The organism is Clostridium sp. AF19-22AC (assembly GCF_003479085.1).
Classification (GTDB): Bacteria; Bacillota; Clostridia; order Lachnospirales; family Lachnospiraceae; genus Faecalicatena_A; species Faecalicatena_A orotica.
Genome location: NZ_QUGN01000001.1, coordinates 359,858 through 377,070 on the forward strand (window position 1 = coordinate 359,858; position 17,213 = coordinate 377,070).

Here is a 17,213-nt window from a genome sequence, read left to right on the forward strand (position 1 = left end):
TTTTCACTTACAGCTTCTTAGCACGCGTTCAGGATACAGAAGCAGCACACAGGCCCCCGCAGGAGTATTCCCCACCCCGCCATCAGCGCCCCCATCTGTTATCTGAAAAAAGCTCAGTCCTGTCCCCGTATTTGGAGAACAAAAAATGTTCTCCTTTTTTTGTTGTTTCTGATTGGGGCTGAAAATGAAAGCAAAAATTCTCCCCTTGATACAGGAGTGTCAGAAAAGCGGAATTATGCAAAAAAGTGTAGAGTAGAGATACAAAGAAAATTTACAAATGGAGGGAAAATATGAAGGTATTGGGTATTTCTTTTGGAAGAAAAAACCAGCGCAGCGATGTGATGGTAAAAGAGGCGTTATTTGCAGCGAAAGCGGCAGGTGCTGATGTGCAGTTTATCAATACGATCCGTATGGATATCGGACACTGCCGGGCATGTGATTACTGCAGCCGTAACCGTGACAAGGGGGAACGGGAGATTCACTGCTGTATGAAGGATGATTACCATATTCTGGAAGAGGCGTGTCTGGATGCAGATGGTATTATTATTGCAGCTCCGGTTTATGCAGTTGGAATCGTAGGACAGTTTAAGAATTTTGTGGACCGTTTTGGCCCGTCACATGACAGGGCGGCACTTTTGGAAGAGAATAAGAAGCGTATTGCAGAAGGTAAGTCTGAGGACGAGCTTCTGGATCCGAGGTACTTTAAGGACCGTTATGTGGGATACATTTCCGTAGGAGGGGCACAGACACACAACTGGGTTTCACTGGGACTGCCTATGCTGGATTTATTTTCATTCTCTTTCTGTATGAAATGTGTAGGACATGTGGACGCTTATGACCAGGGAAGAACGGGACACCCATTGTTTGACCCGGCGCTGATGGAGCAGTGTGCGAAACTGGGAGATGCAGTTGCCCGGTCTATCGGAAAGCCTTATGATGAATGTGAGGAGTGGGTTGGCGATGAAGGGGTCTGCCCGGTATGCCATAATCCGCTTCTGAGTATGAACGGCACTACAAAAGTAGAGTGCCCGATCTGTGGAATCTGGGGTGAACTTTCTGTGGAAGGTGACAAAGTAAAGGTTGATTTCCCAGAAGAAGAGATTGCAAGGGCAAGGTATACAAATACTGGAATTTACGAGCACTACAATGAAATTCAGAATATGATAAAAGTTTGTGTTCCGAAACTGGTTGCTAACAAAGATGTGCTTCCGAAGATGATGGAAAAATACGAGAGATTCGAGGAAACAATCACAAACATGTAAGGCAGCATTAGGAAAACTTAAACACTATGTTAGGAAGCGGAGATAAAGATGAAAGAAAATAATTTGAATGAATATGGCATGGCCCCGTTAACTGCAAAGCACTATTTTGTATATGGTCTGGGAAATTTTGCGTCCCAGTTATCATGGACGATGGTCAGCACTTATCTTTCCATTTTTTATACAGATGTATTCGGCCTGGGAACAGGGGCAGTTGCGTTGTTAATGCTGGTTGCCAAGATCTGGGATGGAATCAATGACCCGATGATGGGAACTCTGATGGAGCGTACACACACGAAATACGGACGATTCAGACCGTACATTTTTGTGGGGGCGATTTTCCTTGTAATATTCACAGTTCTGACGTTTACCGTACCGGGATTTGGCGGACCTGCGAAATTGGCTTATGCTTATATTACATATATCGGCCTGGGTATGTCCTATACAATGACAAATGTGCCGTACACGGCGCTGCCGGTTGTTATGACGCGTGACCAAAAGGAAATTAACAAATTGAATGCAGCACAGATGATGGGTATGACGATCGGCCAGATCGTATTGAACCTCTTTGTACTGAAACTGGTTCTCTGGTTTGGAAAGGGAGACCAGGCCGCAGGGTACCAGGCCACGGCTGTCTTACTGGCGGCTATCGCCCTGCCGATGTTCTGGGCAGTTGCAGTTCTGTCAAAAGAGCGGATTACGGTGAAGAAAGAGAGTCAGGGAAAAGTCAGGGAAGGTCTGAAACTGGTATTTAAAAACAAGAACCTGGTATGTGCGATGCTTTACAGTTTCTTCAATATGTTTGGTATATTGGGACGTATTTCTGTTGCCGTTTACTTCTATTTATATTGCGTACAGAATTTTACATTTGTAACCGTATTTATGATGATGCAGATGATTGTCGGAACCCTGATTATGCCATTTACACCGAAAATTATCGACCGGTTCGGCAAGCGAAATGTGGGGATTCTATCCATGATCATCCAGGGAGGCGCGCTGATTGTCCTGTTCGTAGGCCCGTATGAGAATATTGTGTTTGACTTTGTGATTCTGATCGTTTATGGACTGGGTTATGTGGCAGGACCATGCGGGGCAGGCATGATGGTTGATGCAATCGATGATTTTGATGACAAATATGGATATCGTAATGATGGAATGGCTTTCTCATTCCAGGGCTGTGCAGTCAAGGTGGCTACAGCAATCGCGAACTCTCTGTTTTTATTAGTCATGGGAGCATTCGGATATGCAGGCGGTGTGGAGATGACCCCGCATATCCAGAAGGGAATTAATCTGGCAGCTAACCTGCTTCCGGGTATTGTCTTTTTCATTGGAATTATTCCACTGTTAATCTATAATCTGGACAAACCGGGATACATGGAAGGAGTCAGAAAACGTCTGACTGAAAGGGATAAAGCAAAACATACGATATCAGCAGAATAAAATAATGTGTGGGAAAAGGCAGAAGCGGCGGCTTCTGCCTTTTTATATAATAATCATAAAAATATATACATTACTGATATGAAATAAATAATAACATAGTAATCTTACATAAATCATGAAATCACTTATTTTAGTTGCAAAATAAGGTACTTTACTTTATAATTATTTGGATAAGGAACCAAGATTGGATCCTGCATTTGTCATGCCTGATATCAGGATACTTGTCGGAAATTTATTGGTATTTCACATGCCGGGTATATATTACTCAGTATAATGTGTAGAAAGGAATCATTTATGACAGTCAAAGAAGCCTATGAAAAACTGGGCGGGAATTATGTGGATTTGACATATCGGGTTGGGGAGGATATGCTTTTGCGGCTGATTAGCTTATTAGTCAGGGATGAGAGTTATACAGATATCTGCATGGCGCTGGAGGGAGAGGATTATGAATCTGCTTTTAATGCGGCTCATACTCTGAAAGGAATTGCACTGAACATGGGACTTACAATATTGGCGGAAAAGGCATCTGTACTTACAGAATCTTTACGCAGCAGGGGATATAACAGCAACATTCAGCCATCTTTTGCGGAATTAGAAGAGGTATATAAGGAAACATATACCGTTCTGTCTGAAGTGCTTGATTCTTAGATACCGGGGGGCATTGAACAATGACAAAGAATACAAAAATACTAGTTGCCGATGATTCGGAAATTAACCGGGCCATATTGGCAGATATACTAACTCCGGACTATGAGGTCCTGGAGGCCTGCGATGGCGAAGAAGCCCTGTATTATCTGAAGAGGTACCATTCTGAAATCGCTCTTGTCCTGCTGGATATTGTGATGCCAAAGCTGGATGGATTTGATGTACTGACAATTATGAACCGTGACGGTATGCTCAATAATATTCCGGTCATTATCGTATCTTCCGAAACATCAGCTGCTTATATTGACCATGCCTATAATCTGGGGGCGGCGGAGTATATCAGCCGTCCGTTCCATAAGATGACCGTACGTCACCGTATTGAGAATACAGTGAAACTTTATGCAAAACAGAAGTATCTGGAGAATATCGTTACAGATCAGATATTAGAGAAGGAAAAAAATAATGTGGTCATGGTTGATATCCTCAGCCACATAGTTGAATTCCGAAACGGCGAAAGCGGCCTCCATGTCCTGCATATCCGTACCATAACCGAACTGCTGCTGCGGCAGCTGCAAAGGACATGCAGCCAGTATCATTTAACACCGGCAAGGATTGCACTTATGACGAATGCCTCAGCCCTCCATGACATCGGGAAGATTTCAATTCCGGGAGAAATCCTGAACAAGCCGGGCAGATTAACGGCAGAAGAATTTGAAATCATAAAGACCCACAGCGTAATCGGGTCCGAGATGCTGGAAGACCTTACCTACTATCAGGATGAAGAACTGGTACAGGTGGCGAGAGACATCTGCCGCTGGCACCACGAGCGGTATGACGGCGGAGGATATCCGGACAGTCTGAAAGGGGAACAGATTCCCATTGCGGCCCAGGTTGTTTCTCTGGCAGACGTATATGATGCCCTGACAAGTGAACGGGTGTATAAGCCGGCTTACTCCCACGAACAGACACTGGAAATGATTTTCAGTGGTGAATGCGGTGTATTTAATCCGGTCCTGCTGGATGCATTAAAAGCAGTGGAGGATCATCTGGAAAGCGAGGTAAAACTTCGCTCGGCAGGAAAAATAACAAGGGACCAGATACATGAGTTGACATATGAGGGACTCAATAACTACGGAGTTTCTGACAGGACACTGGATCTTTTGGAACAGGAGAGGACAAAATACCAGTTTTATGCCTCCCTGACCAGAGAGATACAGTTCGAGTATACTTATGGATCTGATACACTGATTATTTCTGAATGGGGCGCTGCTCAGGCAGGGATACCGGAAAGTGTGCCCCATCCGCGAAATTCTCCCGAATTATTTAAGATATTTGCCGAAGAGGATTTCTGGGACCTGCATTCCCGCCTGAAACAGGTGACGCCGGACAAACCGATCGTCAGTGAGGTTTACCGCCTGACAATCAAAGGGGAGCGACGCTGGTATAAGGCGGTGGTCCGTCCGATCTGGGGGCTGGACGAGAATGTTCCTCCCACAAAGATCATCGGCAAACTGGTTGACAATGATGAGGAACAGAATACACTGGACCAGCTGGCCCTGCAGGCTATGCATGATGATCTGACCGGACTGCTCGGCAAGAATTATGCCCGCAAGGAAATTGAACAGCATCTTGCCTGTTTGAAGAAGAAAAAAGCGGCCCTCATGATTGTAGATCTGGATATATTTAAAAGTGTAAACGACCAGTACGGGCACCTTTACGGAGATAAGATGCTGAAGACTGTTGGATCACGGCTGAAGAAGAGTGTGCGTAATTCAGATGTTGTGGCACGCATCGGCGGGGATGAATTTTTAGTATATGTAGAATACAAAGAGCACATAGGCAGGCTGGCAGAACGTGTCTTCCATACCGTATCAGGGTCTTATGATGGAGTGGATGTGTCAGTCAGCATAGGAATTGCTTTAGCGAAAGAGAACGGTACGACATATGAAGAATTGTTCTTTCATGCAGATCAGGCTCTGTATGCAAGTAAACAGGCCGGAAGAAACCAGTACCGCTTCTATGAGGATTCCATGCAGACAATATTGCTGCCATATCATATGGATTTGGAGACAGGACAGGAAAGAAAGGGTGAAACTTTATGCGCAGCAGAACAAAAAGACGGATTGCAGGAACGCTGAGTATTGCTATTTTATTTGGCCTGCTCACAGGCTGTGCCACACAGGAACCGAAGGAAAAAACAGTCGTAAAGATTCTTTATTTAAGCAACTTTAAAAATGTAGAGAAGCTGGTGGAGTCCACTTATGATGACATAGACCTGCAGGTGGAAATATCACCCTATTCCAGTGAGGAGATCCGGCGGCTGGAGAAAGGGGACGGGCCGGACCTTGTGATAGCCGCGCACCCGGACAGCAATCTGGTGCAGAAATATCTGATGGACTTGAGTGACACGAAGACCAGTGCTGCCTATGACGGTACAATTATGAATGCGCTCAAGCTGGAGGGGAAGACCTATCTCATCCCGTTTCCCGGTGTATACAGCGGATATATCATCAATGAAACACTGTTTGAAGAGGCGGGCCTTGCAGTTCCCACTTCGAATGAGGAACTGGTGGCAGCGCTGTCAGAATTGAAAGAGAAGGGACTTGGTGTCGGCGGGGACCATGCCAATTTTTCCATATATAGTGACTATAATGCGGCGGTAGGGATGTTTTATGTCGGCTGTATGGTTCCCGATTTCCTTGGTACAATGGAGGGCGTGCAGTGGCTGTCTGATTTCAGGGATAAGAAAGCAACTTTTACCGGGGTATGGGAGGAAAGCTTCGTGCTGTCGGATACGCTGGCAGCAGAGGGGCTGATGGATCCAACAGCGATTTCACGACAGCGTAATACAGTACTCTGCCGGCGCAGACTGGGGAACGGAACTCTTGCCGCTGCATTTGGTGACTCTGCCTTGTACTATGAATGTGTTGCAGAAAATAAAAAAGCGGTGGAAGAAGGTACGTCTAAAGAGTATTCCTACCGTATGCTCCCCCTTTTCAGCGAGGAAGGGAATGAACCGTGGTTCCTGTTTGCACCCTCCGCACTCATAGGAATCAATAATGCCATCAGTGAAGAAAAAGAGGACGCCTGCAAACGCGTTTTAGCTATACTTTCTACCCCTGAAGGACAGGAAGCGCTGAATCAGGATCTGGGAACGGGTATATCCTGTCTGCTAGATTATGAGCAGACAGAAGCTGGAATTCCGGCAGGTGTGGGAGAGTATGTAGAATCAGGTTATATTTATAATGTACTGTTTCCAAGCAAGACTGTGGAATATCTGGGGGGCTGTGCCCGGGAAGTGCTGGCCGGCAAAAAGACGGTGGGAGAAGCACTTAAGGAGGTTGACAAGTCTTACTATGAAGGCACGGCGGAGTCAGGATATGATTTTACTGTTGTAGGTAAGATGGATCACGATCTTCTGTTGGAAAATTTTAATGCAAGGCGCGGGGAAACAGAACTTGGTAATTTCATTGCGGACTGTGCCCTGGATGCTTCCGGCGCCCAGGCCGCGGTAATCAATGGAGGCGGAATCCGGGCCAGCTTTTATGAAGGGGTGGTATATGGCGGGGACCTCTCCGCAGTATGTCCCTTTGATAATAAGATTATTGTGCTGGAAATGAAGGGGCAGACTGTGTGGGATATGCTGGAAAAAGGGCTGGAAACCTGTAGTGATGAGTTTCCTGGCGGAAGTTTTCTGCAAATTTCAGGACTTCAGTATAATTTTGACAGCAGCAGACCATCCGGCAGCAGGCTGGTAAGCGTGAAGATGCCGGATGGCTCAGATCTTGATCCGGACGGGGAATATCAAGTTGCAGTGAATGACTATATGGCAGGAAAAGGCAGTTATGCTGAAGGAAACGGCGACGGGTTTACGATGCTGAATTACTACGATGACGATACCCCGAAGGGCAGTGTGACACTGGTAAAAGATACAGGGCTGTTTTACCGGGATGCAATGGCATTGTATTTCGAGAAACACGGCGATGCCGCTGTTGATGTCCGGATTGAAGGAAGAATCTGCGATTTAGCACAGGACAAATAAATTATTTACGATGCAGAAAGGATGGAGTCCCATTGAGAATGCAACATAAAAGAAAGAAAGAATATAGGACGCTTATTTTTATCTCTGCGCTGATTCTTATGGTTTCTTTCCTATGCCTGTTTGCGTCTGCTGTATTTAGTAAAGAAACGGAACGTACCGTGACGAATATCAGTGAGATTTACCTGAAGGAAATGACTGTGCAGATCAGCAGCCATTTCCGGACAAATCTGGAAAGCCAGTTTTCCCAAATCCGCACCATTGCGTCTTCTGTATCAGAATACGATCTGGAGGATGAAGAAAGTCTTAGGAATTTTTTGAAAAAGGCCCAGATAGACAATGACTTTACGCATATTGCACTGGTAACGGATAAAGGGATTGCCTATTCTCCGAAAGATACGGTTCCCGTGATATCAAAAATATCGGCACTGGACCAATTAATAAACGGCTCCAAAAGGCTGGTTTCTGTGAACGAAAATATATGGGAGAGCAATACACTTCTTTTGGGGACCTCTATCAACCCCATGCAGTTCGGGGATGAAAAACTCGTTGCTGTGATTACCGGGATCCACACCGCCAATATCGGGGCGAAACTTGGGATGGACAGTGAGAAAGAGACAGATTCCTATACAGATATTATAACCAGAGAAGGAGATTTTGTGCTCAAAAGCGCTTTCTCCCGGACAGGTTCATATGGTACGAATCTTTTTACAATTTATGAGCAGGAGGCTGTTTTCGACAAGGGTTTTGACATGGAGTCTTTTCATGCTGCGGTAGATGCGGGGGAAAGCGGTATGACACTGCTGAGTGTCGGGGAAAATCATGAGTACCTTTATTATATGCCTCTTCCGGGAACGGAATGGTACGTCGTTACAAGTATGGCGTATCAGACGGTGAACGACCAGATTGCATATTTAAGCCATCTGATGCTTTTAGTGGGGATAGGGATATTTTCAGCGATTCTGATTACAATTATCACGTTTTTCTTACTATTGCGGCGCAATGAAAAGCGCAGTAGTGCACTCGTGCTTATGGAAAAGGAACGGGCTGAGAAGGCAAACAGGGCAAAAAGCGACTTCCTGTCCCAGATGTCACATGAGATCAGAACACCGCTCAACGGTATTATCGGCATGACCGAAGTTGGAAAGAACCATATTGGGGAACCGGAGCGTATCCGTACCTGTTTTGAGAAGATCACCCTCTCTTCCAGGCACCTGCTTGCTCTGGTCAACGATATCCTTGACATGGCTAAAATCGAAAGTGGAAAGATTGAACTGCATCGAGAAAAATTTGATCTTGGACAGCTTTTGCGGGCATTGACAACGGTATTTTATGTGCAGGCGAAGAGTAAAAAAATCTCTTATAAGATATACATGAGGGGAGAACTGGAAGAATTCCTGATCGGCGACGAACTCCGCCTCAACCAGATTCTGACCAACCTGCTCTCAAATGCAATGAAATTTACGCCTGAAAATGGCTGTGTGAGTCTGACTGCCGAGGAACTGCGTCGTGAAGCGGGAGTTTTATGGCTCAGGTTTGAGGTCCGCGATACCGGCCGGGGGATTACTCCGGAGAATATAGAACGTATATTTGAGACATTTACGCAAGAAAACAGTGGAATTTCCCGCCAGTATGGTGGGACCGGACTGGGCCTTCCTATTACGAAGAACTTTGTGGAGATGATGGGCGGCACCATAACAGTATCCAGTCAGGCTGGTTCAGGCAGTACTTTCCGGGTGGACCTGCCGTTCACCTGTGCGCAGGAAATGCAGGAAATCGATGGAGAAGCATGTGGAACTGGCCAACATGTCCTGATTATCAACAGGGATAAAAAGCGGGAAACCCATCTGGCCAGTGTTCTTAAGAAAGAGGGATTTTCAGTCCGCCCGGTGGATGTCAGGGAGAAAGGCAGTATACAGGAAGCGGTAAAGAGCGGAGGACCTTATTCAATATGTATTATAGAACTGGATTATTGTGACGAGATGAAGCTTATGGCGGATATGATCCGAAAGGAATTCCCAGATACGGAGCTTAAAATAGTCGCAGCGGGATTTGACCAGGATGAGCTGGATGATGTGGCAAGGCAGTGCCGGATTGATGCAACTCTGTGCAGGCCTGCATTTCACCGGGATATCGTACAGCTCATGAAAAAACTCGGCGGTGAAGAGCAGTCCCTTCCGGCAAAGGAGGAGCCTGATATATTAAATAGTGTCAGGGTACTGGTTGTAGAAGATAATGAAATTAATCTGTACATTGTAGTAGAATTGCTTGAAAATGCAGGCGCTGTTGTCACAACGGCCCAGAATGGCCAGGAGGCTGTTGATATATTTTCAGGATCAGATGAAGGCGAGTATCAGTTGGTTTTAATGGATGTACAGATGCCTGTTATGGATGGATACAGGGCAACACGCGCAATCCGCGGACTTTCCCGCTCTGATGCAGCAAGCGTTATCATTATTGCAATGACGGCCAACTCATTTCAGGAAGACATCCGTAAATGTCTGGATGTTGGTATGAATGCACATATTGCAAAGCCTTTCGTTATGGAGGATGTCTGCCGCACATATGCGGAGGCACTGGTTGATAAATCAAAAAAAGAATGATATCATTTGACACATATAAAGTGGAAGAATAGGAAAGGTGATTATCATTTTGAATTACGATAGCATGAAATATGAGCGGGTTTTCCAGATATTGAAAAATAAAATTGAGTGTGGCTTATTGCCGGCAGGTTCGAGCCTTCCGTCACGGCAGGTCCTGAGCAGGGAATTTCAAACTTCGGAGAAAACAATCCGGCATGCACTTGCAAAGCTGGAGGAAGAGGGCCTGATTCAGACACAGCAGAGAAAGAGGCCCGTTGTGAGCAGGGGGCATGCCCATGAACATCAGGTAACAAAGCTTGCGATGAAGAAAATTGATACTACGATTACAAACGACCTCCTGAAGACCGGTGTGCTGCTGTGTTACCCGGTGATAAAAAACGGGATTGCGCTGTGTGAGCAGGAGGACCTGAAAATACCCCGCAGGATTCTGGAAAATATAGATGTTGAAAACGGGGAAGAGTTCTGGGTACAGACGAAACGCTTTTTAAGATTTTTTATAGCACGCAATGAAAATAATCTGAGTCTGAGCACGGTAGACAGTCTGGGGCTTGAAGACCTGAAACCAATGAAAGACACGGCTGAAATCAGGAGCCGGCTTTATAAACAGCTAGATGATTTTTTGCAGATCATAGAGCGGGGGGATCCATCGGAAAGTGCTTATTTCGACGACCTGTCTGAACTGTACGGACTTACATATGCAAAACAGCCCGCATTTCGTGTTCCGGCCGATTCTGCTGTTATTTTCGGAAGGGAAGATCTGGAAAAACCTCTGGCGGGCGCCGAATTGAGGTATTCGGCAGTGTATATGGATCTGCTCAGCCTGATTGCAATGGGGCGCTACCTGCCGGGGGATAAACTGCCCTCCCATCTGGAATTGCAGAAAATTTATAATGTCAGTGTGGATACAACCTCAAAGGCAATACAGCTGATGCAGGAATGGGGAATTGTAAAAACGGTCCGCGGCAATGGAATCTATGTGGAGATGGATCTGGCTGAACTGAGGAAGATCCAGATTCCGGCAGATTTAATTGCTTACCATGTCCGGCGCTATCTGGACAGTCTGGAATTACTTGTCTTAACCATTGAAGGGGCGGCAGCCTGCGCGGTTCCGAATATCAGGCAGGAAGAAATAGCAAAAGTAAAAGAAAAAATGGACCAGTTGTGGAATGAAGAATACCTGTACGAGCGTACTCCGGCCATATTGCTGGACTTCATAACAGAGCATCTGAGAATCAATGCATTTCAGGCAATCTATAGACTGCTGCAGAGGAACTTTAGGATTGGACGCAGTATTCCGGCCCTGCTTGATACGAATAAAACGCCTGTTAACACGAGAATTCACGAGCAATGTGTGGAAGCACTGGATACACTTAGTGAAGGCAGCCAGGAAGTTTTTCCAGGGAAGACATACCTGCTGTTTGAGGACATCCGCAGCTTAGTTATTCAGGAATGTAAAAGACTGGGATACTATGAGGCCGCGATGGAAGTTTATGATGGAAGCTCGCTATGGAAGTAGGGTGAAAGGGGATCCGGTATAAGAAATGAAACGAAAGAAAAACAATGGCAAAGGTGGTCAGTGGGAGGTATCGTTTTTCCCGATTATACGTTATAATGTGATATTTTGTGTATTAGTTATGGTTTTCATCATGGCGGGGGGAGCTATACTCTCTGCCGGCCGTATGAAGTCAGATGCAAAAGCCGCATTAAGCAGTGCTCAGGCACAAATATCACAGAGAGTTACCGGTGCAGTTGACCTGTTAGAAGCTCTTGCAAGTTTTCCGGATTTTAATGATCCTGAGACAGAGCCTATCGTTAAAGTGAAGAGACTGGATCAGATGAGCCCCTATTTTGGTTTTATGATGATGTGTTATGTAGATGAGGATATTCTGGTTTATTCTGATGGGGCTGAACCGGCCAGCCTTGCAAGCAGGGACTATATGCAGCGCCTGTTTTCCACAGGGCAGCGGCAGGTTACAGACAGTTTTGCGGCAGGTGCGGACGGCGAGACTCTGAACTATACAGTGGCAGTCCCCCTGACTGATCAGGGGGGCAATATAACAGGCGCCCTCTTTTCTGCCATTTACTTTGATGAAGTAGTCCAGATATTGGAAGAGTCGGCAGGGAAAGTGAATGCCAATGCGACTCTGTTAGGATCTCAGGGACAGGTTATGTCCTCTACCACGGACCTGTCTTACGGTGACCCGGTAATGGAGGCACTTCGGGACGATAAACTGCTGGGCACAACATCAGATAAACTGGAAGAGAAACTGCTTGCCGCACAGACCGGAGGGTACTGGAGCATCCATGGCGGGGACATCTGTTATACGGCTTATCAGCGTGTAGACAACACAAACTGGGACATCTTATGCTCAGTCAGCTTTGGCGATGTATTTTTTCAAATACTACCCTCTCTGCTGTTTGTAGTATGTCTGGCGGTATTTGCCTGTATCATTCTGCTGCTGTTCCTGAAGCGTTATATAGAAAAACAGATGCAGGTTGTAAAAATGCTGGTGCAGTCGATGGAAGAACTGGAAAAAAGGGTTTATCAGAATGAACGGCCCGAAAATGTTGATTTTAATGAAATTCTCCGCCTGACCAGTGACGGCCTCTCAGACAGCCTGACCGGCGTGGTTACGCGTACCGTGTTTCTCAATAAAGCGGAAGCGCAATTGAAAAATGCAGATCCGAAGCTGGTAAAAGCCCTGTTTTTTGTGGATATGGATAACCTGAAATACATCAATGATACATGTGGGCATGACGGCGGTGATATTGCGCTGAAAAGTGTGGGATACATTCTCAGGGAGTACGAGAAGAAGTATGACGGTGTGGTAGGGCGCTATGGCGGGGATGAGTTTGTCATGCTTCTGACCAGTCTGGATGATGAAAAAGAATTGCGTGATGTTCTCGATGGGCTGATCCTGCGTCTCCAGTCTAAAATTCCGTCCGGAGGTCAGAATATTCCGGTACAGTGCAGTATAGGCGTGTCGGTATACCAGCCGGGGATAGAGCTGGAACGTATGATTTTCGAAGCAGATGAGGCTCTCTACCATGTGAAGCAAAATGGTAAAGGATACTATCATATTCACCAGAATTGAGGATTAGGATGAAGAAGTATAGCAGAAAGCGGATTCTTTCTTTTGCCGGTGTGCTGTTGTTTATTTTTGCCGTGGTCACAGTACTAGGAATGTATCTGCGCAGCGAAATGATCAGTATACGGCAAAGGGAAGCCAAGAATATTTTATATCATTATAATGACAAGATTATATTGCAGCTGCAGGGAACCATGAATGAGGCGGACTCTCTGGCACAAATGGCCCTTGTGTCAGGCGGTAAAGAAACGGAATGGTTCAATCTTGCGTCGGAATCACTTTTAAAGCGGGAAGAGGTGTGCTTTGTCGGCCTTTTTGAGGGAGATACCCTTGTAAGTGCGCTGCCGGAAGAGGAGTGTGCTGAATTGGTCGGGCGGGACCTGAAGGATTTTTCCTATGCCTATACACTTGCTAAAGTAGTCGGGGAGCTGGTTGTGGAAGGGCCAAGTGCGCTGGAGATTGGTTCGGAACAGCAAAAAGTGTTTCTGTTCCTGCAGCCTTTTCTGGATAACGGGGCTTATAAGGGGGAGGCTGTCGTAGCTCTGAATTGGGATTATGTACAGGAAAAGCTGGCTCTGGACAGCTTATCCGCCCAGGGATATGATTATGAACTCTGGAGGGTAGAACCGCAGAAAGGTGCCAAGGAAGTCATTGCAAGTACAGGGGATAATGTTGATTTTTCAGAGGCAGAAAAGATTACCTTCTATCTGCCCAGCCAATGGAATCTCAGCATCCAGCCTGACAACGGTTGGATGAGCCCGGTGCAGAAGAGAGGCCTTGCGGCGGTATGTGCGGTGCTTACAGGTCTCCTGATGGTGCTGGCTTATCTGGTTTACCGGCATTTTGACAGGGAACGCATCCTGAAAAGACTCGAATTAATGGATGAAGCTACGGGACTTTATAATCAGAAAGGATTCACTAAGGAGCTGGACAGATGGCTTTCTGGCGGACGCATTCCTGTCATACTGTTTTATTTTTCCATAGAAGGTTACAGCCAGGCAGCCAGACTGATCGGAACGAAAGAAGAGTCTGCTTTTCTAAAAAGCATTCCCGGACGTCTGGATGAGTATATCCGCAGCCCGTATCTGGCAGGATATCTGGGTTCAGGAAATTTCATTCTTGCTGTCCGTGATGAAATGAGCGGGACAGAGCAGGAAGAATTTGCAAAAGGACTGTCTCTGGAACTCCTGCTGAAGGTCCGTATCGGGGCTGAGAAGAACTTCCTTCTGGCCCGTTATCAATATGCGTCCTGCCAGACAGGAAAAGGACGGGCGGGGATAGAAATGGAAGCACTGTTTCATGCCTATTATGACGAGATAAGAAAGGAATCCCCTATACGGATGATGACTGAAAAATGCGAGCAGCTCATTGAGGGGAAAGATGATGTCATATTTGACGAGTACACAGACCTCGATATGATGGAACTGTCCAAGACCTTTAACCGTTACCACAAACAGGTGGAACAGCTGGCTTACTTTGATCCGGTGTTCAACGTCGGCAACCGGTCGAAATATTTCAGGGATACAGATATGCTGATTTCCTATGATCCTAAGAGATCGTTCAGTCTTTTCTGTATTGATATCTGTAATTTCAGCCAGTATAACGAACTATTTAGTGCGGATGTGGGTGATGACATACTGCATGAAGTACTGAGGCGCATGTCAAGGACTTTTGGTTCATACCTGTATCGTATTAACGGTGATGTCTTTCTGGGAGTTTCACTTTCCAAGGAGAAAACGGACTCTTTTGCGGAACATCTTCATGAGACACTGACACGCCCTGTCATGGCGGGAAATTTGTCTATCCCCCTGCAGATCCGCCTTGTTGTCTGTCAGTATCCGTTATATGGGGGAACGCCCGGTGTTCTGCTTGAACGGATTCAGTCGGCCATGAGCTTTTCTAAAACGTCAGGCAGAAATATTGTGATCTATAATACGGAACTGGACGATATGGTGCGCACAGAGGCAGATATTTTACACCGGCTGCGTATAGCAATCCAGCAGCGGACATTGGAAGTGTGGTATCAGCCGCTGATGTATCTGGAAACAGACAGCTATCAGGCAGCCGAGGCGCTTGTCCGCCTTCGGGACGGCAAGGGGGGCTATTTTTCTGCATTTCAGGTCATATCGCTTGCCGAACGCAATGGAATGGTGGAAGAACTTGGCGATTATGTGCTGGCCCACGCCTGCTCCTTTATGCGGGACTATGGTGAATCGCTGGGGCTTAACCGTATGAGTATCAACCTGTCTGTGCAGCAGCTTCTGGTTGGGAACAGCGCAGAGCACCTGCTGCAGCTGATCCAGGCATCCCATGTCGATCCACGGCGGATTACGCTGGAGATCACCGAGAGCGTTCTGATCCAGTCCATTGACCGTGCGGCTGATACATTGGAACGGCTGCGCCGGGAAGGGATTAATATCGCTCTGGATGATTTCGGGGTAGGCTACAGCAGCCTTAACTATTTATCAAATCTTCCTGTGAACATCGTCAAAATTGACCGTTCACTGACACAGCAGATACTGACAAATAAAAAACAGTATGCGCTGCTGAAATCTATTGTAGAGATGTCACGGGTAAACGACCTGATTGTGGTAGCCGAGGGGGTGGAAAATAAAGAGGAACAAAAACTGATTTCTTCCGCAGGTGTGCATTATATACAGGGATATTATTATGCAAAGCCGATGCCGGAGGAGAAATTTATAAAACATTTGAAAGAAAGATAAAAGACTGCGGATAATAGGTACAGCCATAGCTAAAAAGCGGGCAGGCCCTTCATGAATGAGGGGACCTGCCCATTTTGTATGGAGTTACGGACTTGTTTTATGCCACTAAATATTTATCCAATATATCCTGAAGTGTGTAATTATACCGTATCACAATCGGAATATCCCTAAGAAGTGTATCTAATATTTTACTGCTCCCGCCGACTGTGAAGAGGGAGAGTGCAATATTCTGGTTCAGATTGCTAAACTCAATTTCCAGATGTTCTTTATGCTGCAGCAGGTGTTTATAATAGGCATTTGCGCAGGTCAGGCATATATCAGTAGAAAGCTGCCCGATGTTATTTGGACAGTCATAATGTACAAACGTACTGATAATCTTGCGGTCTATCCGTATTTCTTTCTTCAGATTGACAGCCTCCCTCCAGAAAAAGAATAAAACAAGCCGCAGGCGTTCTGCGACAGAGCGTTCCGCCAGAGAGGGGAGCTTGATCTGCACCGGAATCCTGCGGAGAAAGGTACTGAGCATCGCACTCTGGGGGCTTTCAGTCGTGGCGCAGATTAGGAGGACATCCGCATGTCTTGTCCTTGTCGTCTCTCCGAGGCGCCGGAAAATCCCTTTGTCCATAAGCAGGAATAGTTTTTCCTGCCCTTCCGGGTTCAGGCGGTGGATTTCGTCAAGGAAAAGTATGCTTTTATCAGCCAATTCAACAAGTCCCGGTTTATCAGAATCGGCTCCGGTAAATGCCCCTTTTGAATGACCAAACAACTGCGACATGACGAGCTGCGGGTTCTCCGCATAACTGGCACAATTATAAGTAATCAGGGTAGCGAACGGTGAGATACGTCCGCTTTTTTTTGCGAAATCGAACATGGAATTCGCAAAATGGCTCTTACCAACTCCGGTCGGCCCGGTAAGCAGTGTATCGAGTCCGTGGGGAGGATACAAAATAGCCGCTTTTGCCTGTTCAATATGGGCGCTTAAACTTCCTCTGCATCCGACTAAAGAATCGAAATCAGACAGCACGGATGCATCGAGACAGCTGTCCCCATTCTGCCCTTCAGATAATGGGGAGGGGGGATCCAGAAAATCGCAGAAAGCATCCATTGAAGAGAATTCATATGTAGGAAGCTGCCTGCCTAACAGTTCTTCTAACACAGAAATACTAAAATAGATAACAGGACGGCCTTTGATACGCATGACAAGTCCGTCGGAAAAAAGGCGGCCAAGCTCCATACTTATATTATTCGGACTGATTCCTGTTTTCTCTGAAAGAGAACTAATATGCAGGGATTCTATATTCATCTCCGGATTTTTGGGGGAAAACTGTGCAGTCGCTTCGAGTACTGCCTGATAAATCTTTTCTTTTCTGGTATATTGCTTCATTAGTATCAGCCACCTTTGATATTAATATCAT

The 17,213-nt window shown here is 46.2% G+C and carries 10 protein-coding genes; 9 read left to right on the plus strand and 1 reads right to left on the minus strand.

Translation table 11 applies throughout. The features are described 5' to 3' along the window. Window positions 1-290 precede the first annotated feature (290 nt). The 9 genes from DWX43_RS01660 (at window position 291) to DWX43_RS01700 (ending at window position 15,798) form a co-directional block, all read left to right on the plus strand. Entirely contained in the window at window positions 291-1,262 is a 972-nt protein-coding gene (locus DWX43_RS01660) for an NAD(P)H-dependent oxidoreductase (RefSeq protein ID WP_118618380.1), read from the plus strand. A 48-nt stretch (window positions 1,263-1,310) separates the two neighbouring features. Beyond that, window positions 1,311-2,699 carry an MFS transporter gene (locus DWX43_RS01665; RefSeq protein ID WP_118618381.1) on the plus strand — a complete coding sequence of 463 codons (1,389 nt, stop codon included), beginning with the start codon at window positions 1,311-1,313 and terminating at the stop codon, window positions 2,697-2,699. Window positions 2,700-2,993: 294 nt separating this feature from the next. Continuing rightward, on the plus strand, window positions 2,994-3,347 hold the full coding sequence (locus DWX43_RS01670; protein WP_109731526.1) for an Hpt domain-containing protein: 354 nt from the start codon (window positions 2,994-2,996) through the stop codon (window positions 3,345-3,347). 20 nt (window positions 3,348-3,367) lie between these two features. Next, on the plus strand, window positions 3,368-5,482 hold the full coding sequence (locus tag DWX43_RS01675) for a diguanylate cyclase (RefSeq protein ID WP_118618382.1): 2,115 nt from the start codon (window positions 3,368-3,370) through the stop codon (window positions 5,480-5,482). After that, complete coding sequence (locus tag DWX43_RS01680) at window positions 5,443-7,386, plus strand: extracellular solute-binding protein (RefSeq protein WP_118618384.1); 1,944 nt, start codon at window positions 5,443-5,445, stop codon at window positions 7,384-7,386. Before DWX43_RS01675 ends, DWX43_RS01680 begins: the two co-directional genes overlap by 40 nt. A gap of 38 nt (window positions 7,387-7,424) precedes the next feature. Beyond that, a complete protein-coding gene (locus DWX43_RS01685) occupies window positions 7,425-9,986 on the plus strand; it encodes an ATP-binding protein (RefSeq protein WP_243099228.1) in 2,562 nt (853 codons plus the stop codon). 49 nt (window positions 9,987-10,035) lie between these two features. Further along, window positions 10,036-11,502 (plus strand): GntR family transcriptional regulator, encoded by a 1,467-nt coding sequence (locus tag DWX43_RS01690; RefSeq protein WP_330582209.1) that lies wholly within the window; start codon window positions 10,036-10,038, stop codon window positions 11,500-11,502. 25 nt (window positions 11,503-11,527) lie between these two features. Beyond that, on the plus strand, window positions 11,528-13,081 hold the full coding sequence (locus DWX43_RS01695) for a sensor domain-containing diguanylate cyclase (RefSeq protein WP_118618386.1): 1,554 nt from the start codon (window positions 11,528-11,530) through the stop codon (window positions 13,079-13,081). An 8-nt stretch (window positions 13,082-13,089) separates the two neighbouring features. Further along, window positions 13,090-15,798 carry a GGDEF domain-containing phosphodiesterase gene (locus tag DWX43_RS01700; protein WP_118618388.1) on the plus strand — a complete coding sequence of 903 codons (2,709 nt, stop codon included), beginning with the start codon at window positions 13,090-13,092 and terminating at the stop codon, window positions 15,796-15,798. 97 nt (window positions 15,799-15,895) lie between these two features. Here DWX43_RS01700 and DWX43_RS01705 read toward each other — a convergent pair whose 3' ends face one another. Beyond that, complete coding sequence (locus DWX43_RS01705) at window positions 15,896-17,182, minus strand: sigma 54-interacting transcriptional regulator (protein ID WP_109731532.1); 1,287 nt, start codon at window positions 17,180-17,182, stop codon at window positions 15,896-15,898. Window positions 17,183-17,213: the final 31 nt, after the last annotated feature.

Coding starts and splice junctions, on each gene's coding strand:
- DWX43_RS01660 (WP_118618380.1), top strand. CDS start 291: ATGAAGGTATTGGGTATTTCTTTTGGAAGAAAAAACCAGCGCAGCGAT.
- DWX43_RS01665 (WP_118618381.1), top strand. CDS start 1,311: ATGAAAGAAAATAATTTGAATGAATATGGCATGGCCCCGTTAACTGCA.
- DWX43_RS01670 (WP_109731526.1), top strand. CDS start 2,994: ATGACAGTCAAAGAAGCCTATGAAAAACTGGGCGGGAATTATGTGGAT.
- DWX43_RS01675 (WP_118618382.1), top strand. CDS start 3,368: ATGACAAAGAATACAAAAATACTAGTTGCCGATGATTCGGAAATTAAC.
- DWX43_RS01680 (WP_118618384.1), top strand. CDS start 5,443: ATGCGCAGCAGAACAAAAAGACGGATTGCAGGAACGCTGAGTATTGCT.
- DWX43_RS01685 (WP_243099228.1), top strand. CDS start 7,425: ATGCAACATAAAAGAAAGAAAGAATATAGGACGCTTATTTTTATCTCT.
- DWX43_RS01695 (WP_118618386.1), top strand. CDS start 11,528: ATGAAACGAAAGAAAAACAATGGCAAAGGTGGTCAGTGGGAGGTATCG.
- DWX43_RS01700 (WP_118618388.1), top strand. CDS start 13,090: ATGAAGAAGTATAGCAGAAAGCGGATTCTTTCTTTTGCCGGTGTGCTG.
- DWX43_RS01705 (WP_109731532.1), bottom strand. CDS start 17,182: ATGAAGCAATATACCAGAAAAGAAAAGATTTATCAGGCAGTACTCGAA.